A 22,074-nucleotide genomic window follows, 5' to 3' on the forward strand; every position below is an offset into this window, starting at 1 on the left:
ACGTCACGTCATTCAACTGGAACGTGACGCAGCCCACACCCACTTCCCGCAATCATCCCGGTATGTCCGGGCCTCGGGCCGCGGCCGTCGAGCTGGTGAGGGGTGCGGTACGGGGAGTATGGTCTTTTGTATGGCATCCAAGAAGATCACGGTGACGATTCCCGAAGAGCTCCTTGAGGAGATCCGTGCGGAAGCGGCGGAGCGGGGCCTGTCGGCGTACGTCGCCGAAGCGCTGCGGTTCAAGCGCGACCGGGACAGGCTGCGGGAACTGGTCGACTGGCTCCAGGAGGAGCACGGCCCTGTCACCGAAGACGAGCGCGCGGCCGCGTTCGAGGATCTGGAGGCTCTCGACGCCGAGCACGAACGCCGCCGCGCCACGGCAGGGCACCGGGCCGGAGAGGCCGCGTGAAGCGGACCGGTGAGCGCGGGCAGCAGCCGCTGCGCGTCTTCGTGCTCGACTGCGAAGCACTGTCCCTGGCCGTGCGCGGTGACCGAAAGATGATCGCTTTGCTGGACATCGCCGCACGGGGAGGAGCCGAGGTGGCGACCTCTCCGATGACGCTCGTCGAGTCCTATGACGGGAGGACCACCGAACAGCGATGGGACTGGGTCCTCTCCCGGCTCAAGGTCGCCGACGTCGGGAAGGACGAAGCACGTCAGGCCCGCCGCCTCCTGGCGGACACCGAGCTGCACGGCCACAAGTACGCGATCGACGCGGTGCTCGCCGTCATCGCGCGCCAGCAGAAGGGCCAGGTCACCGTCTACACCTCGGACGGGGACGATCTGGAGCGGCTGGTCCCGGACTCGATCGTGGTCAAGAAGGTGTGACCCGGCGGCTCCGGGAGGTCCCTGGACGCGCCTGCGGATTCGCCCCCGAAATTCGGTTGAGCGGGATCTGCGGCGGTGCCTACAGTGGCGGCACACTGAAAGGAGGTGGTTGCCGAAATGTACGGAAACCGGACGCGTGAGGTGGCTGCGGGCTAAAGCGCCCGTTGTCGCACGCACCCAGTGCGGTGCCCGGCGGAGTCGCCGGCGCCAATCCCAAGCAGTCACCCGACCCGCGGGCTCGCCGGTACGTCCGGCCGGCTTCCCCCACTGCAGGGGGGAAACCCGAGCCCGCGGGTCGTCTGCGTTCCCGACCAGCGGAGGTCGGGCCGCGCGGCTAAGGGCAGAGGCGTTCCACGCGCCATTTCTCCGCCTCCAGGACGTACTTCAGGCGGTCGTGGAGGCGGTTCTCGTGGCCCTGCCAGAATTCCACCGCGTCGGGAACCACGCGGATGCCGCCCCATTGCGGGGGGACCGGGACCTGTTCGCCCTCGGGGTAGCGGGCCTCCAGTTCCGCGTAGCGGCGGTCCAGCTCCTCGCGGGAAGCGATCACGGTGGACTGTTCGCTGGCCCAGGCGCCCAGCTGGGAGCCGTGGGGGCGGGAGCGGAAGTACGCCGCCGTCGCGTCGCGGCCGATGCGGGAGGCCGTGCCGGTGACGATGACCTGGCGGGCGATGGGGTGCCAGGGGAAGAGCAGGGAGACGAAGGGGTTGGCGGCCATTTCGACCCCCTTGCGGGAGTCGTAGTTCGTGAAGAAGACGAATCCGCGCTCGTCGAACTGCTTCAGGAGCACCGTGCGCGAGCTGGGGCGGCCGTCCGGGGTTGCGGTCGCGACGACCATCGCGTTGGGTTCGAAGACGTTCGCCTCCGCAGCGTCGCGGAACCAGCGCGCGAACTGGCCCATCGGCTCCTCGGCGAGGCTCTCCTCGGCGACGAGCTGGGAGCGGTACTGCTTGCGCATGTCGGCAGGGTCAGGGTGCTGATCGGTCACGCCGCCATCCTGCCGCAGCGGCGCGTCCGCGACTGTGCCGTATGTCACGCTTCCCCGCACCAAGCGGAACGTACAAAATCTTGGGGCCGGTCCGACGGTCCCGCACGGATGACCATCGGCCGTGCCGGGCATCAACGGGGATGACCGCGCCGGACCGCGAATCACGCCGGGAGCCGCGCGTGTTCGCACTATTTGAGGAGCCGCCTGATGTCCGACTTCGTACCCGGTCTCGAGGGAGTCGTCGCGTTCGAAACGGAGATCGCCGAACCCGACAAGGAAGGTGGGTCGCTGCGATACCGGGGCGTCGACATCGAAGACCTCGTGGGCCACGTCTCCTTCGGGAACGTCTGGGGCCTCCTGGTCGACGGTGCCTTCAACCCCGGCCTGCCCGCTGCCGAGCCCTTCCCGATCCCGGTGCACTCCGGTGACATCCGGGTCGACGTGCAGTCCGCGCTCGCCATGCTCGCCCCCGTGTGGGGGCTGAAACCGCTGCTCGACATCGACGAGCGGACCGCGCGGGACGATCTGGCGCGGGCGGCTGTCATGGCGCTGTCGTACGTCGCCCAGTCCGCGCGCGGCCAGGGCCGGCCGATGGTCCCGCAGAGCGAGATCGACAAGGCCGAGTCCGTGGTCGAGCGGTTCATGATCCGCTGGCGGGGCGAGCCCGACCCGCGCCACGTCAAGGCCGTGGACGCGTACTGGACCTCGGCCGCCGAGCACGGCATGAACGCGTCGACGTTCACCGCGCGCGTCATCGCCTCCACCGGCGCGGACGTCGCGGCCGCGCTGTCGGGCGCGGTCGGTGCCATGTCCGGTCCGCTGCACGGCGGGGCGCCCTCGCGCGTCCTCGGCATGATCGAGGAGATCGAGCGCACCGGCGACGCCGTGGCGTACGTGAAGAAGGCCCTGGACAAGGGCGAGCGGCTGATGGGCTTCGGCCACCGCGTCTACCGCGCCGAGGACCCGCGCGCCCGGGTGCTGCGGCGTACGGCCAAGGAGCTGGACGCCCCGCGCTACGAGGTCGCCGCCGCGCTGGAGAAGGCCGCCCTGGAGGAGCTGCACGCGCGCCGTCCCGACCGGGTGCTGGCGACGAACGTGGAGTTCTGGGCCGCGATCATGCTCGACTTCGCGGAGGTGCCGGCGCACATGTTCACCTCGATGTTCACGTGTGCCCGTACCGCCGGCTGGTCGGCGCACATCCTGGAGCAGAAGCGCACGGGCCGCCTGGTCCGCCCCTCGGCCCGCTACACCGGGCCGGGTGTGCGCAACCCGCGCGAGATCGCGGGGTACGCGGACATGGCGGAGACCGCCTGAGTCCGCCTGAGGCCGTCTGAGGCCGTCTGTCCGTGCTGACCGCGTCGGCTGCCCCCGCACAGGGCCGCCGCTCGCGACGGGCGCCGCATCCCCTCGGGGGCGCGGCGCCCGTCGCGTTCCCGGGGCGGTCAGCCCAGTTCCGAGTCCAGGATCCGGGCCCACTGGGCGACCACCCGCGCCCGGCGGGCGGTGTCGTCGGTGAGGACGTTGGCCAGCCCCAGGCCGCGGGCCATGTCGAGCAGGCCCTGCACGGTCTCCCGTACGCCCGGTACGGACTCGTCCGCGCCGAGCAGCTCCACGGCGATGCGGTGGGTCTCGCGGCCGACGCGGGCCTCCAGCTCGGCCACGCGGGGTCGCAACTGCTCCTCGTGGGAGGCCGCGACCCAGAGTTGGAGGGCGGCGCGGAACATCGGGCCGGTGTACAGGTCGATGAGCGCCCCGACCACGTCGGCACGGGCCGCGGCGGGACCGCCGTGCGGGAACAGGTCCAGCAGTGCGGTCGAGCGCACCTCGGCCATGTACTCGACGGCCGCCGTGAACAGCTCCTCGCGGGTGCGGAAGTGGTGCTGGGCCGCCCCGCGCGAGACGCCGGCGCGCTCGGCGACGACGGCGACGGTGGATCCGGCCCAGCCCTGTTCGGCGAGGCAGGAGACGGCCGCCTCCAGGAGGTGGCGGCGGGTCACGCGGCTGCGGGCCTGCTTGGGGGCGGTCGGGCCCGTCGGGCCGGGTTCCGTGGTCACCGTAGCCATGACGGGTCCCGGCGCTCGAAGCGGGCGCTGATGCCCTCGCGGGCCTCGGCGGAGGCGAAGTGCCGGGCGGACAGCTCGGTGAGGGCGGCTCCGTCCCGTTCCAGGGCGGCCCGTACCGGGGCGGTGACCAGCCGTTTCGTCGCGGCCAGGGCCTCGGGGCCCGCCTTGAGGAGGCCGTCCAGGACGGGGGCCAGGAGCTTGTCCAGATCCTCGGCGTCCCCGCCGTCGAGGGTGAGCAGGCCGATGCGGGTGGCTTCGGCGGCGTCGAAGACCTCGGCGGTCAGGAAGTAGCGTGCGGCGGCGCGGGGGTCCAGGCGCGGCAGCAGCGGTGCGGAGATGACGGCCGGGACGACGCCGAGGTGCGTCTCGGTGAAGGCGTACGTGGACGCCTGCCCGGCGGCGGCGATGTCGCAGACGCCGAGCAGCCCGAGGCCGCCCGCGCGGACGTGGCCGGTGACGCGGGCGACGACGGGCTTGGGAAGTTCGGCGATCTCCCGGAGCAGGGCCATGAAGTCGGCGGGGTCGCAGGGGGACTTGAGGTCGGCGCCTGCGCAGAAGGTGGAGCCGGTGTGGGTGAGGACCACCGCCCGGGTCGCTCCTTCGGCGGCCGCGGTGGCCAGGGCGGTGCGGAGTTCTTGGACCAGGGGGGCGGAGAGGGCGTTGCGGTTGGCCGGGGAGTCGAGGGTGAGGGTGGTGAGGCCGGGCGTTCGCGCGGCGTGGACCAGTGGGGGCATGTCTCCTCCGGAGGGGGTGGTCGGGCGGTCGGGATCCCCTCCGGGGAGGGTATGCGGGTCGCCTGCGGCGGGCACCGGTGGGCCTGTGCGGGCGACCCGGCCTGCTCTGCGGGGCGAAGTCCCCGCCGGGACCCTTGCCCCTGCGCGGGGCCGAGTCCCCTACCCGCCCTTCCACCGTTCCCCGGGCGCCGCCCGGAGCCCGGTCCTCAAGCGCCGGACGGGCTGGGGAGGGGGCCCCGGGGATCGGGCGAAGGGCGGGTGGGGGACCCCTCCCCCGTGCAGCAGAAACCGGGACGGAGCTAGTAGGACTTGGGGAGGCCCAGGGTCTGGTGGGAGATGAAGTTCAGGATCATCTCGCGGCTGACCGGGGCGATCCGGGCCACCCGGGAGGCCACGATCAGCGCGGCCAGGCCGTACTCGCGGGTGAGGCCGTTGCCGCCCAGGGTGTGGACGGACTGGTCCACCGCCCGGACGCAGGCCTCCCCCGCGGCGTACTTCGCCATGTTCGCGGCCTCGCCCGCGCCCATGTCGTCCCCGGCGTCGTAGAGGTGGGCCGCCTTCTGCATCATCAGGCGGGCCAGTTCCAGCTCGATGTGGGCGGCCGCCAGGGGGTGCGCGATGGCCTGGTGGGCGCCGATGGGGGCCTTCCAGACCTGCCGGGTCTTCGCGTAGTCGACGGCCCGGGCGAGGGCGTAGCGGCCCATGCCGATGGCGAAGGCGGCGGTCATGACGCGCTCGGGGTTGAGGCCCGCGAAGAGCTGGAGCAGGCCCGCGTCCTCGTCCCCGACCAGGGCGGAGGCGGGGAGCCGCACGTCTTCGAGGACCAGCTCGAACTGTTTTTCCGCCGCCTGGAGTTCCATGTCGATGGGCGTGTGGGTGAAGCCGGGGGCATCGCGGGGGACGATGAACAGGCAGGGCTTGAGGCTGCCCGTCCGGGCGTCTTCCGTGCGGCCCACGATGAGGGTGGCGTCGGCGATGTCCACGCCGGAGATGAAGACCTTGCGGCCGGTGAGGACCCACTCGTCGCCGTCGCGGCGGGCGGTGGTGGTGATGCGGTGGGAGTTGGAGCCGGCGTCGGGTTCGGTGATGCCGAAGGCCATGGTCCGGGTGCCGTCCGCGAGGCCGGGGAGCCAGGCCCGCTTCTGCTCCTCGGTGCCGAAGCGGGCGATGACCGTTCCGCAGATGGCGGGTGAGACGACCATCATGAGGAGCGGGCAGCCCGCGGCTCCGAGTTCCTCGAGGACTATGGAGAGTTCGGCGATTCCGCCGCCCCCGCCGCCGTACTCCTCGGGGAGGTTGACCCCGAGGTAGCCCAGCTTGGCGGCGTCCGCCCACAGTTCGTCGGGGTGGCCGCCCTCGCGGGCGATGCGGGCGAGGTACTCGCGACCGTACTTGCGGCCGAGGGCGGCGACTGCCGCGCGCAGGGCCTGGTGCTCTTCAGTTTCGAGAGTGGTGGTGCCGAGCGTCGTGGTGCCGGGGGTGGAGCTCATGCTTCCTCCTGGACTACGGCGAGCAGGGCGCCGAATTCGACCTGTTGGCCGGTGGCGGCGTGGAGCGCGGTGAGCGTGCCGGAGGCGGGCGCGAGGATGCGGTGCTCCATCTTCATGGCCTCCAGCCAGAGCAGGGGCTGCCCGGCGATGACCGGGCTGCCGGGGGCGAGGCCTTCGGCGACGCGGACGACGGTGCCGGGCATGGGGGCGAGCAGGGAGCCCGGTTCGGTGCGGTCCCGTGGGTCCGCGAACCGGGGGACCGGGGTCAGGGCGTGGGAGCCGAGCACGGAGTCCACGTACGCCGTGTTCGATTTTTGTTTCACGTGGAACAGCCGCCGGACGCCGTCCACTTCGAGGGCCACCGCGTGGGGGGAAGCCGAGAGGACCCGCACACCGGGGTGGTCCAGAAGCTCCGGCAGGCCAGTGCGTGCGGGGTGGTAGCGGACTTCGTACTCGGTCCCGGCGGCCGTGTAGCGGCGGCTCTGCGGCTGGGAGCGGAGGTTGCGCCAGCCGCCGAGGCGGACGGCGAGTGAGGCGGCCTGGTCGGGGGCGGCCTCCGCGAGGGCGGCGGCGAGCGCACTGAGCACGGGGGCCGGGTCGTCCGGGGCGGCCTCGGTGAGGGCGGGCAGGTGGCGTTCGTAGAACCCGGTGTCGAGCCGGCCGGCCGCGAACTCCGGGTGCCGCAGGGAGCGTACGAGGAGTTCGCGGTTGGTGGTCAGCCCGTGGATCCGGGCTCCGGCCAGGGCGTGGGCCAGGGCGCGGACCGCCTCGTCGCGGGTCGGGGCGTGGGCGACGACCTTGGCGAGCATGGCGTCGTAGTGGATGGAGACGGTGTCCCCGTCGGCGAAACCGGTGTCCACGCGGACTGCGCCGGGGACGGCGAGCGTGTGCAGGGTTCCGGTCTGCGGACGCCAGTCCTGGGCCGGGTCCTCGGCGTAGAGGCGGGCCTCGACGGAGTGGCCGGCGGGCGTGGGAGGGTGCGGCGGCAGGGCGGCGCCCTCGGCGATCCGCAGTTGCAGGGCGACGAGGTCGACTCCGAAGACCGCTTCGGTGACGGGGTGTTCCACCTGGAGGCGGGTGTTCATCTCCAGGAAGTACGGGCGGCCGTCGGCGGTGACCAGGAACTCGACCGTGCCCGCGCCCTCGTACGAGACCGCGCGGGCGGCGGCCACGGCGGCCTCGTGGAGGGTGGCGCGCAGGGCCTCGGGCAGGCCGGGCGCGGGGGCTTCCTCGATGACCTTCTGGTGGCGCCGCTGGAGGGAGCAGTCGCGGGTGCCGAGCGCCCAGACGGCTCCGTGGGAGTCGGCGAGGATCTGCACCTCGACGTGGCGGCCGCGCTCCACGTAGGGCTCGGCGAAGACCTCTCCGTCGCCGAAGGCGGACAGGGCCTCGGCGGAGGCGGCTTCGAGGGATTCCTTGAGGGAGTCGAGGTCCCGGACCACCCGCATCCCGCGACCGCCACCGCCCGACGCGGCCTTGAGGAGCAGCGGGAGGTCGGCGGTGGTGGCCGCGTGCGGGTCGACGGGGTCGAGCAGCGGCACCCCGGCCGCACGCATCAGCTCCTTGGCCCGGGTCTTGGACGCCATGGCCTCCATGGCGTCGGGCGGGGGGCCCACCCAGGTGAGTCCGGCGGCGCGGACGGCGCGGGCGAAGTCGGCGTTCTCGGAGAGGAACCCGTAGCCGGGGTGGACGGCGTCGGCGCCCGCGGCGAGGGCGGCCCCGATGACCAGGTCGCCGCGCAGGTAGGTGTCGGCGGGGGCCGCGCCGGGCAGCCGTACGGCCGCGTCGGCCGCGCGGACGTGCAGGGCGTCGGCGTCGGGGTCGGAGTGGACGGCGACGGTGGCCAGGCCCAGGGCGCGGGCGGTGCGGAAGACGCGGACGGCGATCTCGCCTCGGTTGGCGACGAGGAGGGAGGTGAGGGGCGAGGTGAGGGGGTTCGGGTTCGGGTTCGGGTTCGGGTTCAGAGCGTTCAGGGTCATGTGCGGGCTCACATCCGGAAGATGCCGAAGCCGCCACGGGCGCCCTCGACGGGGGCGTTGTGGACGGCCGACAGGCACAGGCCGAGGACGGTGCGGGTGTCGCGCGGGTCGATGACCCCGTCGTCGTACAGCCGTCCGGACAGGAACATCGGCAGGGACTCGGACTCGATCTGCGCCTCCACGAAGGCGCGCATGCCGGCGTCGGCCTCTTCGTCGTAGGGCTGTCCCTTCGCGGCGGCCGACTGGCGCGAGACGATGGAGAGCACTCCGGCGAGCTGGGCGGGGCCCATGACGGCGGACTTGGCGCTGGGCCAGGCGAAGAGGAAGCGGGGCTCATAGGCGCGGCCGCACATGCCGTAGTGGCCTGCGCCGTAGCTGGCGCCGATGAGGACGGAGAGGTGGGGGACCTTCGAGTTCGAGACCGCGTTGATCATCATCGAGCCGTGCTTGATGATGCCGCCCTGCTCGTACTCCTTGCCGACCATGTAGCCGGTGGTGTTGTGCAGGAAGAGGAGCGGGATGTCGCGCTGGTTGGCGAGCTGGATGAACTGGGCCGCCTTCTGCGATTCCGCGCTGAACAGCACCCCTTGGGCGTTGGCGAGGATGCCGACCGGGTAGCCGTGCAGGCTCGCCCAGCCGGTGACCAGGCTGGTGCCGTAGAGCGGCTTGAACTCGTCGAAGTCGGAGGCGTCGACGATGCGGGCGATGACCTCGCGGGGGTCGAAGGGGGTTTTGAGGTCGGCGGGGACGATCCCGAGGAGCTCTTCGGGGTCGTGGAGGGGTTCTTCGGCGCGTGCCGGATCGGGGTGGGCCTTGCGGTGGTTGAGGCGGGCGACGACGCGGCGGGCCTGGCGGATGGCGTCGTGCTCGTCGAGGGCGTAGTAGTCGGCGAGGCCGGAGGTCCGGGCGTGCATGTCGGCTCCGCCGAGGGACTCGTCGTCGCTCTCCTCGCCCGTGGCCATCTTGACGAGCGGCGGGCCGCCCAGGAACACCTTGGAGCGGTCCTTGATCATGATGGTGTGGTCGGACATGCCGGGGATGTACGCGCCTCCGGCGGTGGAGTTGCCGAACACGACGGCGATGGTGGGCACGCCGTCGGCCGAGAGCCGGGTGAGGTCGCGGAAGACGGCGCCGCCCGGGATGAAGATCTCCTTCTGGGAGGGGAGATCCGCGCCGCCGGACTCGACGAGGCTGATGCAGGGGAGTCTGTTCTGGCGGGCGATCTCGTTCGCGCGGAGTGCCTTCTTGAGCGTCCAGGGGTTGGAGGCGCCGCCGCGGACGGTGGGGTCGTTGGCGGTGACCAGGCATTCGACGCCCTCGACGGTGCCGATGCCGGTGACCATGGAGGCGCCGACCGGGTAGTCGCTGCCCCAGGCGGCGAGCGGGGACAGCTCCAGGAACGGGGTGTCCGGGTCGAGGAGCAGCTCCACCCGCTCGCGGGCGAGGAGCTTGCCGCGGGTCTTGTGGCGGGCGGTGTACTTCTCGCCGCCGCCGGCGAGGGCGGGGGCGTGCGCGGCATCGAGCTCGGCGAGGCGTTCCAGGGCGGCGGTACGGGCCTGCGCGTGCTCGGGGGCGAGCGGGTCGACGGCACTCTTGAGGCGGGTCACGGGGTCCCCTCCGGGGTCGGGGTGGCGGTCTCGGGGAGCGGGTCCCCTCCGGGGTGGGAGGCGCCGGCTTCGTCGGCTTCGTCGTCTGCTTCGGCTGCGAGGAGGACCACCGGGATGTCCGCGTGGCGGGAGCGGAGCCATTCGCCCAGGGCCTTGGCCTGGGGGTCGAAGCGGTGGCCGGAGGCTACGCCGTCGCCGAGGATCCGGGTGACGGTGAAGTTGAGGGAGCGGAGGTTGGGGAGTGCGTGGCGGGTCACTTCCAGGGGGGCGGTCTCGGGAAGCAGTTGCTTGAAGGCATCGACGGTGAGGGTGCGGTGGAGCCACTCCCAGGCGGGGTCGCTCTCGGCCCACACCCCGACGTTGGCGTCCCCGCCCTTGTCGCCACTGCGGGCCCCGACGATGGTGCCGAGCGGCACCCGGCGGGTGGAGGGCTCGCCCGGAGCCCCCGGGGCGCCCGGCTCCCCCGGCTTCCCCGCGGCGCCCGGCATCAGCGGGCCGTCCGGCATCCCCGGCGCGTCCGGTATCCCCGGGCCGTCCGGCATCCCCGGCGTGCCCGGCATCCCCCGGCCCCCCAGCGCCCCCGGCGTGCCCGGCATCCCCCGGCCCCCCAGCGCCACCGGCGTGCCCGGCATCCCCCGGCCCCCCAGCGCCACCGGGGCGTCCGGTATCCCGGAGCCGTCCGGCACCACCGGCGTGCCCGGCATCCCCGGGCCGTCCGGCACCACCGGACTGTCCGGCATCCCCCGGCCGGCCGGCGCCGTCGGCGCTCCTGGAGCGGAGGGTGTCGGTCCTGCGGGGGTTTCCCCGACCCCGCCCCTTCCCGCAACCGGGGGCTGCGTCCCGGGCCCTTCGGGGGCTCCGCTCGCGGATCCCGGCGCCTCGAACGCCGGGGGCGCTGGATTCGCCTGAGGCGGTCGTTCAGCCTCGCCGGCGTTCGAGGCGCGGGTCTGGGCGGAGCGCGGGGAACGGGGGAAGGGCGGGGAGGGGACGTTCCCCGGGCTCCGCCCAGACCCGCGGTCCCTCCCGACCGGTCGCCGGGTGCCGTCCGGTAGGACGACCGTGTGCGCGGCATCGGTCGCGGGGAGCGTCGTCGAGTCGAAGACCCCGTACGGCTGGGCCGGGGACGGGGGGGCCGTGACGTGGAAACCCGGGTAGCTGGCCAGGGCCAGTTCGATGGCGGCCGAGGTCAGGGCGCGGCCCACCCGGTCGGGGGACGGGTCGCGGACCATCAGGCGGAGCAGCGCGCTCGCGGTCTCCTCGGTCGACGCGTCCTCGTGGTCCGTACGGGACAGCGTCCAGGAGACCGACTCCACCGGCGCGAGCAGTGCGGACAGCTGCTTCCGTACCAGCGCCGCCTTCGCGTCGATGTCCAGGCCCGTCAGGACGAAGACGACCTCGTTGCGCCAGCCGCCGATGCGGGTCACGCCCACCTTGAGGGTGGCGGGCGGGGCTTCCCCGCGGGTGCCCGAGATCGCGACCCGGTCCCGTCCGGCCCGCGCCAGCCGGACCGTGTCCAGGCGGGCCGTCACGTCGGGGCCCAGGTAGCGGACCCCCTGGGTTTCGTAGAGGAGTTGAGCCGTGACCGTACCGACGGACACGACGCCGCCCGTGCCCGGGTGCTTCGTGATCACCGACGAGCCGTCCTCGGCGATCTCCGCGAGCGGGAACCCCGGGCGGGACACGTCGTGCCGGGTGAAGAAGGCGTAGTTGCCGCCCGTGGCCTGGGTGCCGCATTCCAGTACGTGACCCGCCACCACCGCCCCGGCCAGCCGGTCGTGGTCGTCCGGCGCCCAGTCGAACCACCACGCCGCGGGCCCGCTCACCAGCGCCGCGTCCGTGACCCGGCCGGTCACCACCACGTCCGCGCCCGACCGCAGGCAGGCCGTGATGCCGGCGCCGCCGAGGTAGGCGTTCGCGGTGAGCGCCTCCTGCCCGTACGGCAGCGGGTACGGCATCAGGTCGTCGCCCTCGACGTGCGCGACCGAGACGGGCAGGGACAGCTTCGCGGCCAGCGCGCGTACCGCTCCGGCGAGTCCCGCCGGATTCAGGCCGCCCGCGTTCGCGACGATCCGTACGCCCCGCTCGTGGGCGAGGCCGAGGCACTCCTCCAACTGGCGCAGGAAGGTCTTGGCGTAGCCGAGTTCCGGGTTCTTCAGCCGGTCGCGGCCGAGGATCAGCATGGTCAGCTCGGCCAGGTAGTCCCCGGTCAGTACGTCCAGGGGGCCGTCCGTCAGCATCTCGCGCACGGCCTCGAAACGGTCTCCGTAGAAGCCCGACGCGTTGCCGATCAGCAGGGGGCGCCGGGTCACCGGGGGTCCGCCGGTGCGCGCCCCGGGCCCGCCGGGCCGGCGAAGGCCTGGGCGATGTCGAGCCAGCGGTCGGCGTCGGGGCCGGACGCCGTCAGGGCCAGGTCGGCGCGGTGGGCGCGCTGGGTCACCAGCAGGCAGAAGTCGAGCGCCGGGCCGGTGACCCGCTGCGGGGCGTCCTCGGGGCCGTACGTCCACACCTCGGCGCCGGCTCCCGGAGCCGTCAGCTCCACCCGGAACTCCCCCGCCGGCGCCGGCAGACCCCGTACCGCGTACGCGTAGTCGCGGGCCCGGACCCCGATCCGCGCCACGTGCCGCAGCCGGGCCGTCGGTGCGCGGCGCGCCCCGAGCGCGTCGGCGACGTCCTGGCCGTGCGCCCAGGTCTCCATCAGGCGGGCGCTCGCCATCGAGGCGGCCTTCATCGGCGGCCCGTACCAGGGGAACTTGGCGTCGGGCGAGGCCGCGGCGAGCGCCTCGTCGAGGGCGGCGCGGCCTGTTCGCCAGCGGGCGAGCAGCTCGGCGGGGGCCAGTGCGGCGCCCTCCGCGGCGCCCTCGTCCACGAAGGAGTCGGGGGCCTTCAGGGCCTCCTCGACCAGCCCCCCGAAGGCGGTGGCGTCGGTGAGGGCGATCAGGGCGGCCCGGTCGGTCCAGTGCAGGTGGGCGATCTGGTGGGCGAGGCTCCAGCCGGGCGCGGGCGTGGGCCTGGCCCAGTCGGGGGCCGGCAACTCCCCGACCAAGGCGTCGAGTTCCCGGCCCTCCTCACGGAGATCGGCGAAGACGGCGAAGACGTTCTCGACAGCGGACGGATCGGGCACGGGTGCGCTCCCCTTCTCGGCGTGAGGGGAAGCGTGGCAGCCGCCGCGAAAACAATCAAGCGTGCTTGCATTTATTTTCTGGACGGCGAACGGGGCTGACGGGGCGCGGACTTGGGACGCCCGGCAGGGGCCGATGGTCCTCCGGGGCCGGGTACGGGGCGGGTGCGGGCACGGCCCTGAGCACTGGTCCAGGTACGAGTACGGCACCGGAACCGGCACCAACCCAGGGCAGGGCCGGGTACGGGTACGGGCTAAGGCCGGGTACGGCTGCGGGTGCGAGGCCGGTACGGGCGCTGGCGCTGGCCCGGGTACGGGCGCCAGCCCGGGTACGGGCGCCAGCCCGGGTACGGGCGTGGACTCCGGACCGGGTGCGGGGCGTGGACTCCGGAGCGGATATCGCCGCCGCCGACCGCTGCCCCCGCCGGTGCCCGGGTCGGGCTTGCGCGGGGTGTGTGTCCGCGGCGAGGATCGCTCTCATGGCCGAGCGCAGGGACAGGGATCGGGGCGAGGACGTGCTCACGGGTTCCGTCAAGGCCGTGATGTTCGACTTCTCCGGCACGCTCTTCCGCGTCGAGCCCACCGAGGACTGGCTGCGCGCGGTCGTCGCGGACGCCGGGCTCGACCTGCCCGAGGCCGAACTCAACGCCTGTGCCGCCCTGCTGGAAGAGGCGGGCGCCCTGCCGGGCGGCGCCTCGCCGCGCCGGCTGCCGGCTCGGCTGGAGCCGCTGTGGCGTGAGCGGGACCTGAGTCCCGAGCAGCACCGGGCCGTCTACACCGCCCTCGCCCGCGAGGTGCCGCTGCCCTCCGCGGAGCTGGCCGACGCCCTCTACGAACGGCACCGGATCCCCGCGGCCTGGCGGCCTTACCCCGATACCGCGGCCACCCTCGCCGCCCTGCGCGAACGGGGCGTCCCCGTCGCCGTCGTCAGCAACATCGGCTGGGACCTGCGCCCCGTCTTCCGCGCCCACGGGGTCGACCGGTTCGTCGACGCGTACGTGCTCTCCTTCGAGCACGGGCTCCAGAAGCCCGATCCCCGCCTCTTCCAAGTCGCCTGCGAGGCCCTCGGGGCGGCGCCCGCGGACGTGCTCATGGTCGGCGACGACGCCGTCGCGGACGCGGGGGCCGCGGCGCTCGGGTGCCCGGTCCGGCTGGTCGAACACCTGCCGGTCGAGCAGCGGCCGAGCGCGCTCGGCTCGGCGCTCGCGTCACTCGGGCTCCTCCGAGGCCAAGCGGAGGAGTAGCGGAGGCGTAGGGGCAGGGCGCCCGCCACGGGCAAGGCTTCCCGGGATCAAGCGGCAGCGCCGGCCACCCGACGGCTGAAGTCCATCGTCCAGTTGTGAACCCAGCTCCTGGCGCCGTCGGCCGAGAAGAACTGTTCCCAGCGCGGGGAGCCCGTCCCCGTCCGCGACCACACGAAGCGCACCCGTACCGCCGTGCCCTCGTAGGTGTCCTCGCCCTCGAAGACGCCCGTCCCCGTCGCCGCGTCGAACCGTCCGGTGACGGGCGGGAAGAGCGTTCCGGTCCGGCGGCTCGCCCAGTTGAGGGTCCAGAGGTCGCGCTCGGGCTCGTAGAGCCGCAGGGTCAGGCCGGCGAAGCCCTTCGTCGGGAACTCGATCTCGTCGAAGCTCGCGGCGCCGTCGAAGTGGCGCCCTGCGCGGGACACCGCCGGAAACGCCTGCCAGCCGCTGTCCGCGTCCAGGAAGTCGCCGAGCCACCGGTTGGACACGTCCCAGGTGCCGACGAGGAAGTCGAAGTCGTTCATGTGCGGTCTCCCCAACAACTGTTCTCTGCTGCCGCTCTCTGCGCTGATGGGGGAACCGTAGGAGCACTCCACTGACATCCTGTGTCAGTGGAGTCCCAGTGAAGTCCAGCCGCCTGCTCTCGATCCTGCTCCTGCTCCAGACCCGGGGCCGGATGACCGCCGCCGAGCTCGCCGAGGAGCTGGAGGTGTCGGTCCGTACGGTCTACCGCGACGCGGAGGCGTTGGCCGCCGCCGGTGTCCCGCTGTACGGCGACGCCGGGCACAGCGGCGGCTACCAGCTCCTCGACGGCTACCGCACCCGCCTCACCGGGCTGGCCCCGGGCGAGGCGGAGGCACTCTTCCTCACCTCGATGCCGGGACCGGCCGCCGAACTCGGCCTCGGCCGGGCCCTGTCCACCGCGCAGCTGAAGCTGCGCGCCGCCCTGCCCGCGGAACTGCGTGCGCAGGCCGACCGGATGCGGCTGCGGTTCCACCTGGACGCGCCCGGCTGGTACGCGGAGCACGAGGAGACCCCGCACCTGGGGCGGGTCGCCGACGCGGTCTGGCGGGGACGGGTCGTCGAGGTCCGGTACCGGCGCTGGAAGGAACCCCACGAGGTGGACCGGCGACTGGCCCCGTACGGGCTGGTCCTGAAGGCGGGGCGCTGGTACCTGGTCGCGGGGACGGCGGGCACGCCGGGCACGGCGGCACCGACCAGCCCGACGGGCACGGCGGGTACGGCGGGCACGGCGGGTACCGCGAGCGCCGCGGACACCGACGGCGGGGCGGTCACCGGGGCCACGGCCGCGATCACGGCCGCGCCCCCGCGCACCTACCGCGTGGACCAGATCCTGGCGCTGCGGGAGACCGCCGAGGAATGCGCGCTCCCCGACGGCTTCGACCTCGCCTCCCACTGGCGGCGCACCCAGGCGGAGTTCCACGAGCGGCTGTACCCGGAGGAGGCGGAGGTACGGGTTTCCGCGCGCGCGGCCGCCCGGCTGACCGGCGCCCAGGCCAGGGCCCTGGCCGCCACGGGTACCCCGGACCCGGGGCTGCCCGGGTGGACACGGGTGGTCCTCCCGATCGAGTCGCAGGACCACGCGGAGGCGCAGTTCCTGCAGCTCGGCGCGGAGGCGGAGGTGCTCGCCCCGCCGGCCCTGCGCCGGCGCATCGGAGCGGCAGCCGCCGCGACGGCGGCGCGCTACGGGGCGGCGGGGGAAGCGGGCGCGGGCCCGGACGGGCCGGGGTGAGAACGGGACCGCGGACCGGTTCGGGTGAGGCCTTCCCTCCGGTGCGGGCGGCTGGGATGCTCCCCCCATGACGACTCCTCGGATGTACTTCGCCACTGCCGCCCTGAGCGCCCTCGCGCTGGGCGTGGCCATGGCCAGCGGCTGGGGCCAGGACTTTCCGGACGGGGACTCCGCGGGCTCCGGCTCCGGGACGACCCGCGTCGAGGCGAACGTCCAGCACGCCGACGTGACGCCCCGGCCGGCCGCCGACATCATCTGGAGCTGACCGGACCGGCGTGGCCTGAACTCGCGCCCTCCCACCCCGCAGCTGCCCTCAAACATCCCTGGAACAACGGGAGTCGGTATAGCGTCAGCGCCGACCACGACGGGCACGAGTTACGAGGTACGCGGTACCGGGCACGGGGGGCTGGAGCGAGACGAGTGTCGACGGTCGCTATCGCGTGGAGTCGTGGTCGAAGCACTCACCATCACGCACATGGTCAAGTCCGCCAAGGGAACCATCGACCAGCCGGGAAGGAACGTCGCCCAGAAATCCGGGCTGAACCGCTCCATCAGCGGGGAGGCATGGAGCCGGACATTCACCATGCTGATGTACAAGACCGCCCGACGCGGCGGCACCCTGCACGAAGTCTCCGCCCCCGGCACCAGCCTGCGCTGCTCAGCGTGCGGCTTGACCACGCCCGGCAACGCCGACTGGAACGCGGCCCGGAACGTCTTGCACCTGTACCGGATGGGCCTCGCGTTCATGATCAGTTCCTGCCCGCGCTGGACCCCTCCACGACGGTCTGCGCACCGGCCGCCGGCCGCGGCCGGGTCTGCGAGCGGACCGCGCCCATGCTCGCCACGATGACCAGCGCGATCGCCGCCGCGTCGAGCGCCGACAGCGCCTGGTTCAGGATCAGGAACCCCGCCGTCGCGGCGATCGCGGGCTCCAGGCTCATCAGGATCGCGAAGGTCGGCGCCGGGAGCCTGCGCAGGGCGAGCAGTTCCAGCGTGTAGGGCAGGACCGAGGACAGCACCGCCACGCCGAGGCCCAGGAGCAGGGTGCTGGGGCGCAGCAGGGCCGAGCCGGCCTCGATCACGCCGAGCGGCAGGGACAGTACGGCGGCCACGGCCATCGCCAGCGCCAGCCCGTCGGCCTGCGGGAACCGGCGGCCGGTCCGCGCGCTGAACACGATGTACGCCGCCCACATGCCGCCCGCCGCGAGGGCGAAGGCCACGCCCAGCGGGTCGAGGCCGCCGAGGCCGCCTCCGCCGTGGGTGGACAGGAGGACGACTCCGGCCAGCGCCAGCCCGGCCCACAGCAGGTTCAGCAGGCGGCGGGAGACCACGACGGAGAGCACCAGCGGGCCCAGTACCTCCAAGGTGACCGCGGGGCCGAGGGGGATGCGGTCGATGGCTTGGTAGATGAACCCGTTCATGCCGGCCATGGCGACACCGAACCACACCACGGTCGACCAGTCGGCGCGGGAGTAGCCGCGCACCTTGGGCCTGCAGACGAGCAGCAGCACCAGCGCGGCCGCGGCGAGGCGCAGCGTGACCACTCCGGCCGCGCCCGCCCGCGGCATGAGCATCACCGCGAGGGCGGCGCCGAACTGCACCGACACGCCCGCCGTGACCACCAGGGCGACGGGGCCGAAGCGGTCCCGGAAGGAGCCGTCCGCGGAGGCGGTGGCGGTGGCGGAGGCGGTGGCGGATGCCGCGGCGGAAGCGGTGGCGGGGGTCGCTGCCGTCGCTTGGGGGGGCTCGGTGGGCGTGGCGGTGCTCGTGGGGGAGGAAGGTGCGGGCATTTATCCAGGTTAGGGGGTCAGTAAGCACCGTGTGTCCGTGTTCTGCCTTACATCCGCTCTCCATCCGGCAAGCCCCCCGGCTCCGGCAATCCCTCCGCGAGCACCTCCGCCAGGTGGCGGGCCCGGCCTCCGGCGAGCTGCGCGATCTGGGTCCGGCAGGAGAACCCGTCCGCCAGTACCTCCGTACCCGGCGCGGCCGCCCGCAGCGACGGCAGGAGCTGCTCGTCGGCGCAGGCCACGGAGACCGCGTGGTGGCCCGGCTCGAAGCCGAAGTTGCCCGCGAGTCCGCAGCAGCCGCCGCTGAGCTCCCCGGTCAGCCCGGCGCGCTCACGCAGCCGGCGGTCGGGGGCGTCGCCGAGGACGGCGTGCTGGTGGCAGTGGGTCTGGCCGGCGACCGGCCGGTCGAGGCGGGGCGGCTGCCAGTGCGGGGCGTACTCCTCCAGGGTCTCGGCGAAGGTTCGGACGGCCGCTGCGAGACGGGCCGCGCGGGGGTCCTCCGGGAGGAGGGCGGGCAGATCGGTGCGGAGCGCTGCCGCGCAGCTCGGTTCGAGGACGGTGACGGGACCCTGCGGGTCGCCCACGGCGTCCAGGGTGCGGCGCAGGACCCTGCGGGCGCGGTCGAGGCGGCCCGTGGAGATGTACGTCAGCCCGCAGCAGACGCGGCCCGTCTGCACCACGGGCTCCAGGCCTGCGGCCCGCAGGACCCGGACGGCGGCGTGGCCGGCCTCGGGCGCGAGGTGCTCCGTGAACGTGTCCGGCCACACCGTCACGACGGGAGCGGTCCCGGGCCCGGGTCCCGACGCGATCCCCGGCGCGATCCCCGGCGCGGGCGGGCCCTGCGGGCGGCCGTCCCCGACCCGCCCTTCCTCCGTTCCCCGGGCTGCGCCCGGACCCCTTGCCGGGTGCGGCGCCGTTCCCGGGGGCCGGCCCCCGGACCCCCGCGCCTCAAACGCCGGCGAGGCTGGATCTGCGGAGCCCCAGGGGGTCGGACCAGGCCCCGCGGAGCGGACCGCCGCGCGCCACCCGCGGGTGAACGGGGTCCGGGCCAGCCGGGGTAGCGCGCGGGAGCGCTCCAGCCCCGGGAGGCGGAGGAAGCGGGACAGGAGGTTCACGGGACGGGCCAGCCGCAGGGTGGCGATCAGGCGGAGCCAGCCCGGCAGGCCGCCCAGGACGTAGTGGGAGAGCGGGCGCAGCCGGCCCGCCCAGTGGCGGTGGAGGAACTCCGCCTTGTAGGCGGCCATGTCGACCCCCACCGGGCAGTCGCTGCGGCAGCCCTTGCAGCCGAGGCACAGGTCCAGCGCCTCGGCGACCTCCGCCGACCGCCAGCCGTCGCTCACGATCTCCCCGGCCAGCATCTCGTGCAGCAGCCGGGCCCGCCCTCGCGTGGAGTGGCGCTCCTCCCCCGTGGCCCGGTACGACGGGCACATCACCCCCGGCCCCCCGACGTCCGTCGACCGGCATTTCGCGACGCCGACGCACCGCGCCACCTCCCCCGCCATCGGTGACGCCGGGAGCACCGCGAAGCGGAGGTTCTCGTCGAGGCGGGCCGGGCGGACCAGGATCCCGGGGTTCATGCCGCCCGCCGGGTCCCAGACCCGCTTGTAGGACTCGAAGAGCCCGATCACCGAAGGCCCGTACATCCGCGGCAGCAGCTCCGCCCGCGCCTGCCCGTCCCCGTGCTCCCCGGAGAGCGAGCCCCCGTGCGCGACCACCAGGTCGGCGAGTTCCGCGGAGAAGGCCCGGAAGCGGGCCACGCCCGGCGCGGTCACCAGGTCGAAGTCGATCCGCACGTGGACGCAGCCCTCGCCGAAGTGGCCGTACGGGGATCCGCGCAGCCCGTGCTCCGCCAGCAGGGCCCGGAAATCCCGCAGGTACGCGCCGAGCCGGGCGGGCGGTACCGCGCAGTCCTCCCACCCCGGCCAGGCCATGGCCCCGTCGGGCATCCGGGTCGCCGTGCCGGCGGCGTCCTCGCGGATCCGCCACAGGGCCCGCTGCGCCGCCGGGTCGGTGACGAGCAGGCCGTCCACCGCGTCGGAGGCCCGCAGCAGCGCGCGGGCCGCGCCCTCGTCGCGCATCTCCGCGAACAGCCACGCCCCGCCCCTCGGGAGCCCGGCGGCCGCCCCGCCGACCAGGTCGGCCGCCATCCCCTCCACGGTCAGCGGGCCGTACGGCAGCAGGCCCGCCGCGGCCTGGGCCGCCGCGCTCTCGTCGGCGTACCCGAGGACGGCCAGCGCCGGGGCGGCCGGCAGCTCCACGAGCCGTACCACCGCCTCGGTCACCACCCCGAGCGTGCCCTCGCTCCCGCAGAACGCCCGGGCCACCTCCGTGCCCCGCTCGGGGAGCAGCGCGTCCAGGCCCCCGTATCCGGAGATCCGCCGCGAGAAGCCGTCGGCCGGGCCGCCCGCCATGCCGGTGCGCAGGGCCGCCAGGTTCCCCGACACCAGCTCCCGCAGCCCGTCCGGCGCGCCCTGCCAGCCGGTGCCGAGCCGGTGGGAGGAGCCCCCGTACGCCGTCACGGCCAGCTCGGCCACGTTGTCGGCGGTGGTCCCCCAGGCCACCGAGTGGGCCCCGCAGGCGTTGTTGCCGATCATCCCGCCGAGCGTGCAGCGGGAGTGCGTGGAGGGGTCCGGCCCGAAGGTCAGCCCGTGCGGGCGGGCCGCGTCCCGCAGCCGGTCGAGGACCAGGCCGGGCTGGACCACGGCGGTGCGGGCGGCCGGGTCCAGGGAGACGAGGGCGTTCAGGTGCCGGGTGAGGTCCAGCACCACGCCGACGCCCGTCGCCTGGCCCGCGATGGAGGTGCCGCCGCCGCGCGGGACGACCGGGACCCCGGCCCCGGCGCACACGGCGAGCGCGGCGGCCACGTCCTGCGCGTCGCGCGGGGCGACCACGCCGACGGGGACACGGCGGTAGTTCGAGGCGTCCATCGTCGCCAGGGCCCGCGCGGCGGCGCCGAAGTCGACCTCCCCGCGCAGGTGCTTCCGCAAGGTCCGTTCGAGTTCACCGGGTGACGTCACGGCGGACAGCCTCCCACCGGCGCGCGCCCGTCTCCCACCGGCTCGCGTCATCTCATCGGGTGGACGCGGTTCCAAGGCGTGGACCCGGACCGGATACGCTCGGCTCGTGGCCGAGATCCAGATTCCCGCTGACATCAAGCCCGCCGACGGACGCTTCGGCGCGGGCCCCTCCAAGGTGCGGACCGAGGCGCTGGACGCCCTCGCCGCCACCGGTACCTCCCTGCTCGGAACCTCCCACCGCCAGGCTCCCGTCAAGAACCTGGTCGGCTCGGTTCGCCAGGGCCTCCGGGACCTCTTCTCCCTCCCCGAGGGCTACGAGGTGATCCTGGGCAACGGCGGCTCCACCGCCTTCTGGGACATCGCGACCGCCGGTCTCATCGAGCGGAAGTCGCAGCACCTCACCTTCGGTGAGTTCTCCTCCAAGTTCGCCAGCGCCGCGAAGCTCGCGCCGTGGCTGGACGCGCCGTCGGTGATCTCCTCCGACCCGGGCACCCACCCGGACCCGGTGGCCGAGGCGGGCGTGGACGTGTACGCGTACACCCACAACGAGACCTCGACGGGTGTCGCGGCGCCGATCAAGCGCGTCGCGGGCGCCGACGAGGGTTCCCTCGTCCTGGTGGACGCGACCTCCGGCGCCGGCGGCCTGCCGGTGGACATCACCGAGACCGACGTCTACTACTTCGCCCCGCAGAAGTCCTTCGCCTCCGACGGCGGCCTGTGGCTGGCGGCGTTCTCCCCGGCGGCCCTGGAGCGCGCGGCCCGCGTGCACGCCTCCGGCCGGCACGTCCCGGAGTTCTTCTCGCTGCCGACGGCGATCGACAACTCGCTGAAGAACCAGACGTACAACACCCCGGCGCTCTCCACCCTCTTCCTGCTGGACCAGCAGCTGGAGTGGATGAACAGCCAGGGCGGGCTGGAGTTCACGACCGGCCGTACGTCGGCCAGCGCGGCCCACCTGTACGGCTGGGCCGAGGCCTCGAAGTACGCCAGCCCGTTCGTCGCGGACCCCGCCAAGCGCTCGGCCGTCATCGGCACGATCGACTTCTCGGACGACATCGACGCGGCCGCGGTCGCCAAGGTGCTGCGCGCCAACGGCATCGTGGACACCGAGCCCTACCGCAAGCTCGGCCGCAACCAGCTCCGCATCGCGATGTTCCCGGCGATCGACCCGGCGGACGTGCAGGCGCTCACCGCCTGCGTCGACTACGTCATCGAAGCCCTGTAACGACCGACGCGGTCCCCGACCGTCCGACACGCTCCGAAGCCCCTGGTGACGCCTCGTCACCGGGGGCTTCGTCTTGGCCCGCGGCCGCCTGAAGGGGGGCTGAGGCAGCCCTGAAGGATCCCTGAAGGAGGAAGTCCGCCGGCCGGCCCGGAATCCCGGGACCTTGGTCCCAAAAATCGCAGCAAAGAGTCCGCAAACGGATGATCCCCACCGCCTCCGCGGCCTGCGGCTTTACGCCCCGGGA

19 protein-coding genes and 1 pseudogene are annotated in these 22,074 nt (G+C 73.9%); 8 read left to right on the forward strand and 12 right to left on the reverse strand.

From position 1 onward, the window contains the following. Positions 1-130: 130 nt before the first annotated feature. Positions 131-409, forward strand: coding sequence for a ribbon-helix-helix domain-containing protein (locus tag AC6CKD_RS24180; protein ID WP_498329828.1), 279 nt, complete (start codon positions 131-133; stop codon positions 407-409). After that, on the forward strand, positions 406-828 hold the full coding sequence (locus AC6CKD_RS24185) for a hypothetical protein (protein WP_498329829.1): 423 nt from the start codon (positions 406-408) through the stop codon (positions 826-828). Before AC6CKD_RS24180 ends, AC6CKD_RS24185 begins: the two co-directional genes overlap by 4 nt. Before the next feature lie 334 nt (positions 829-1,162). Here the strand turns inward: AC6CKD_RS24185 and pdxH are convergent, their stop codons facing one another. Beyond that, positions 1,163-1,786, reverse strand: coding sequence for a pyridoxamine 5'-phosphate oxidase (gene pdxH, locus AC6CKD_RS24190; RefSeq protein WP_498330109.1), 624 nt, complete (start codon positions 1,784-1,786; stop codon positions 1,163-1,165). A 237-nt stretch (positions 1,787-2,023) separates the two neighbouring features. Here pdxH and AC6CKD_RS24195 point away from each other — a divergent pair, with 237 nt between their 5' ends. Further along, positions 2,024-3,130 (forward strand): citrate synthase 2, encoded by a 1,107-nt coding sequence (locus AC6CKD_RS24195; protein WP_498329831.1) that lies wholly within the window; start codon positions 2,024-2,026, stop codon positions 3,128-3,130. A gap of 128 nt (positions 3,131-3,258) precedes the next feature. Here the strand turns inward: AC6CKD_RS24195 and AC6CKD_RS24200 are convergent, their stop codons facing one another. The 8 genes and pseudogenes from AC6CKD_RS24200 to AC6CKD_RS24235 all read right to left on the reverse strand — a co-directional run bounded on the left by AC6CKD_RS24200 (position 3,259) and on the right by AC6CKD_RS24235 (position 12,810). Further along, a complete protein-coding gene (locus AC6CKD_RS24200; protein ID WP_498329833.1) occupies positions 3,259-3,879 on the reverse strand; it encodes a TetR/AcrR family transcriptional regulator in 621 nt (206 codons plus the stop codon). Further along, a complete protein-coding gene (locus tag AC6CKD_RS24205) occupies positions 3,867-4,613 on the reverse strand; it encodes an enoyl-CoA hydratase family protein (protein WP_498329835.1) in 747 nt (248 codons plus the stop codon). The genes AC6CKD_RS24200 and AC6CKD_RS24205 overlap by 13 nt, the downstream gene beginning before the upstream one ends. Positions 4,614-4,912: 299 nt before the next feature. Continuing rightward, positions 4,913-6,103, reverse strand: coding sequence for an acyl-CoA dehydrogenase family protein (locus AC6CKD_RS24210; RefSeq protein ID WP_498329837.1), 1,191 nt, complete (start codon positions 6,101-6,103; stop codon positions 4,913-4,915). Then, on the reverse strand, positions 6,100-8,082 hold the full coding sequence (locus tag AC6CKD_RS24215) for an acetyl/propionyl/methylcrotonyl-CoA carboxylase subunit alpha (RefSeq protein WP_498329839.1): 1,983 nt from the start codon (positions 8,080-8,082) through the stop codon (positions 6,100-6,102). The genes AC6CKD_RS24210 and AC6CKD_RS24215 overlap by 4 nt, the downstream gene beginning before the upstream one ends. A gap of 8 nt (positions 8,083-8,090) precedes the next feature. Beyond that, the gene (locus tag AC6CKD_RS24220) at positions 8,091-9,689 is read right to left on the reverse strand and encodes an acyl-CoA carboxylase subunit beta (protein ID WP_498329840.1); all 1,599 of its coding nucleotides are present in this window, start codon (positions 9,687-9,689) and stop codon (positions 8,091-8,093) included. After that, positions 9,686-10,429, reverse strand: a complete 744-nt coding sequence (locus AC6CKD_RS24225; protein WP_498330111.1) for an AtuA-related protein — start codon at positions 10,427-10,429, stop codon at positions 9,686-9,688. Before AC6CKD_RS24225 ends, AC6CKD_RS24220 begins: the two co-directional genes overlap by 4 nt. Positions 10,430-10,615: 186 nt before the next feature. Further along, positions 10,616-11,926: pseudogene (locus tag AC6CKD_RS24230) on the reverse strand (acyclic terpene utilization AtuA family protein); the annotation flags it as partial. Between the two features lie 68 nt (positions 11,927-11,994). Continuing rightward, on the reverse strand, positions 11,995-12,810 hold the full coding sequence (locus AC6CKD_RS24235) for a TIGR03084 family metal-binding protein (RefSeq protein WP_498329842.1): 816 nt from the start codon (positions 12,808-12,810) through the stop codon (positions 11,995-11,997). A 476-nt stretch (positions 12,811-13,286) separates the two neighbouring features. Between AC6CKD_RS24235 and AC6CKD_RS24240 the strand changes: the two genes are divergently transcribed. Then, positions 13,287-14,051, forward strand: a complete 765-nt coding sequence (locus tag AC6CKD_RS24240) for an HAD family hydrolase (RefSeq protein ID WP_498329843.1) — start codon at positions 13,287-13,289, stop codon at positions 14,049-14,051. Positions 14,052-14,098: 47 nt separating this feature from the next. Here AC6CKD_RS24240 and AC6CKD_RS24245 read toward each other — a convergent pair whose 3' ends face one another. Beyond that, entirely contained in the window at positions 14,099-14,572 is a 474-nt protein-coding gene (locus tag AC6CKD_RS24245; RefSeq protein WP_498329844.1) for a hypothetical protein, read from the reverse strand. Between the two features lie 98 nt (positions 14,573-14,670). Between AC6CKD_RS24245 and AC6CKD_RS24250 the strand changes: the two genes are divergently transcribed. The 3 genes from AC6CKD_RS24250 (at position 14,671) to AC6CKD_RS24260 (ending at position 16,651) form a co-directional block, all read left to right on the forward strand. After that, entirely contained in the window at positions 14,671-15,801 is a 1,131-nt protein-coding gene (locus tag AC6CKD_RS24250; RefSeq protein WP_498329845.1) for a helix-turn-helix transcriptional regulator, read from the forward strand. A 67-nt stretch (positions 15,802-15,868) separates the two neighbouring features. Next, positions 15,869-16,066 (forward strand): hypothetical protein, encoded by a 198-nt coding sequence (locus AC6CKD_RS24255; RefSeq protein ID WP_498329847.1) that lies wholly within the window; start codon positions 15,869-15,871, stop codon positions 16,064-16,066. Between the two features lie 210 nt (positions 16,067-16,276). Next, entirely contained in the window at positions 16,277-16,651 is a 375-nt protein-coding gene (locus AC6CKD_RS24260) for a zinc ribbon domain-containing protein (protein ID WP_498329848.1), read from the forward strand. Here AC6CKD_RS24260 and AC6CKD_RS24265 read toward each other — a convergent pair. Next, entirely contained in the window at positions 16,551-17,591 is a 1,041-nt protein-coding gene (locus AC6CKD_RS24265; protein WP_498329850.1) for an EamA family transporter, read from the reverse strand. The genes AC6CKD_RS24260 and AC6CKD_RS24265 overlap by 101 nt on opposite strands. Positions 17,592-17,638: 47 nt before the next feature. Continuing rightward, positions 17,639-20,656: an FAD-binding and (Fe-S)-binding domain-containing protein gene (locus AC6CKD_RS24270; RefSeq protein ID WP_498329852.1), complete on the reverse strand. Its 3,018-nt coding sequence runs from the start codon at positions 20,654-20,656 to the stop codon at positions 17,639-17,641. A gap of 55 nt (positions 20,657-20,711) precedes the next feature. On the opposite strand from AC6CKD_RS24270, the gene serC reads away from it, so the two are divergent. Then, positions 20,712-21,830 (forward strand): phosphoserine transaminase, encoded by a 1,119-nt coding sequence (gene serC, locus AC6CKD_RS24275; protein ID WP_498329853.1) that lies wholly within the window; start codon positions 20,712-20,714, stop codon positions 21,828-21,830. Positions 21,831-22,074: the final 244 nt, after the last annotated feature.

The sequence above is a fragment of the Streptomyces sp. GQ60 genome, from assembly GCF_059758875.1.

Bases quoted from the DNA above. Each gene is read 5' to 3' on its own strand.
- AC6CKD_RS24195 (WP_498329831.1), top strand. From the start codon at position 2,024: ATGTCCGACTTCGTACCCGGTCTCGAGGGAGTCGTCGCGTTCGAAACG.
- pdxH (WP_498330109.1), bottom strand. From the start codon at position 1,786: ATGCGCAAGCAGTACCGCTCCCAGCTCGTCGCCGAGGAGAGCCTCGCC.
- AC6CKD_RS24270 (WP_498329852.1), bottom strand. From the start codon at position 20,656: ATGACGCGAGCCGGTGGGAGACGGGCGCGCGCCGGTGGGAGGCTGTCC.
- AC6CKD_RS24180 (WP_498329828.1), top strand. From the start codon at position 131: ATGGCATCCAAGAAGATCACGGTGACGATTCCCGAAGAGCTCCTTGAG.
- AC6CKD_RS24240 (WP_498329843.1), top strand. From the start codon at position 13,287: ATGGCCGAGCGCAGGGACAGGGATCGGGGCGAGGACGTGCTCACGGGT.
- AC6CKD_RS24265 (WP_498329850.1), bottom strand. From the start codon at position 17,591: ATGCCCGCACCTTCCTCCCCCACGAGCACCGCCACGCCCACCGAGCCC.
- AC6CKD_RS24245 (WP_498329844.1), bottom strand. From the start codon at position 14,572: ATGAACGACTTCGACTTCCTCGTCGGCACCTGGGACGTGTCCAACCGG.
- AC6CKD_RS24210 (WP_498329837.1), bottom strand. From the start codon at position 6,103: ATGAGCTCCACCCCCGGCACCACGACGCTCGGCACCACCACTCTCGAA.
- AC6CKD_RS24215 (WP_498329839.1), bottom strand. From the start codon at position 8,082: ATGACCCTGAACGCTCTGAACCCGAACCCGAACCCGAACCCGAACCCC.
- AC6CKD_RS24200 (WP_498329833.1), bottom strand. From the start codon at position 3,879: ATGGCTACGGTGACCACGGAACCCGGCCCGACGGGCCCGACCGCCCCC.
- AC6CKD_RS24260 (WP_498329848.1), top strand. From the start codon at position 16,277: ATGGTCAAGTCCGCCAAGGGAACCATCGACCAGCCGGGAAGGAACGTC.
- AC6CKD_RS24255 (WP_498329847.1), top strand. From the start codon at position 15,869: ATGACGACTCCTCGGATGTACTTCGCCACTGCCGCCCTGAGCGCCCTC.
- AC6CKD_RS24225 (WP_498330111.1), bottom strand. From the start codon at position 10,429: ATGCCGGACAGTCCGGTGGTGCCGGACGGCCCGGGGATGCCGGGCACG.
- AC6CKD_RS24205 (WP_498329835.1), bottom strand. From the start codon at position 4,613: ATGCCCCCACTGGTCCACGCCGCGCGAACGCCCGGCCTCACCACCCTC.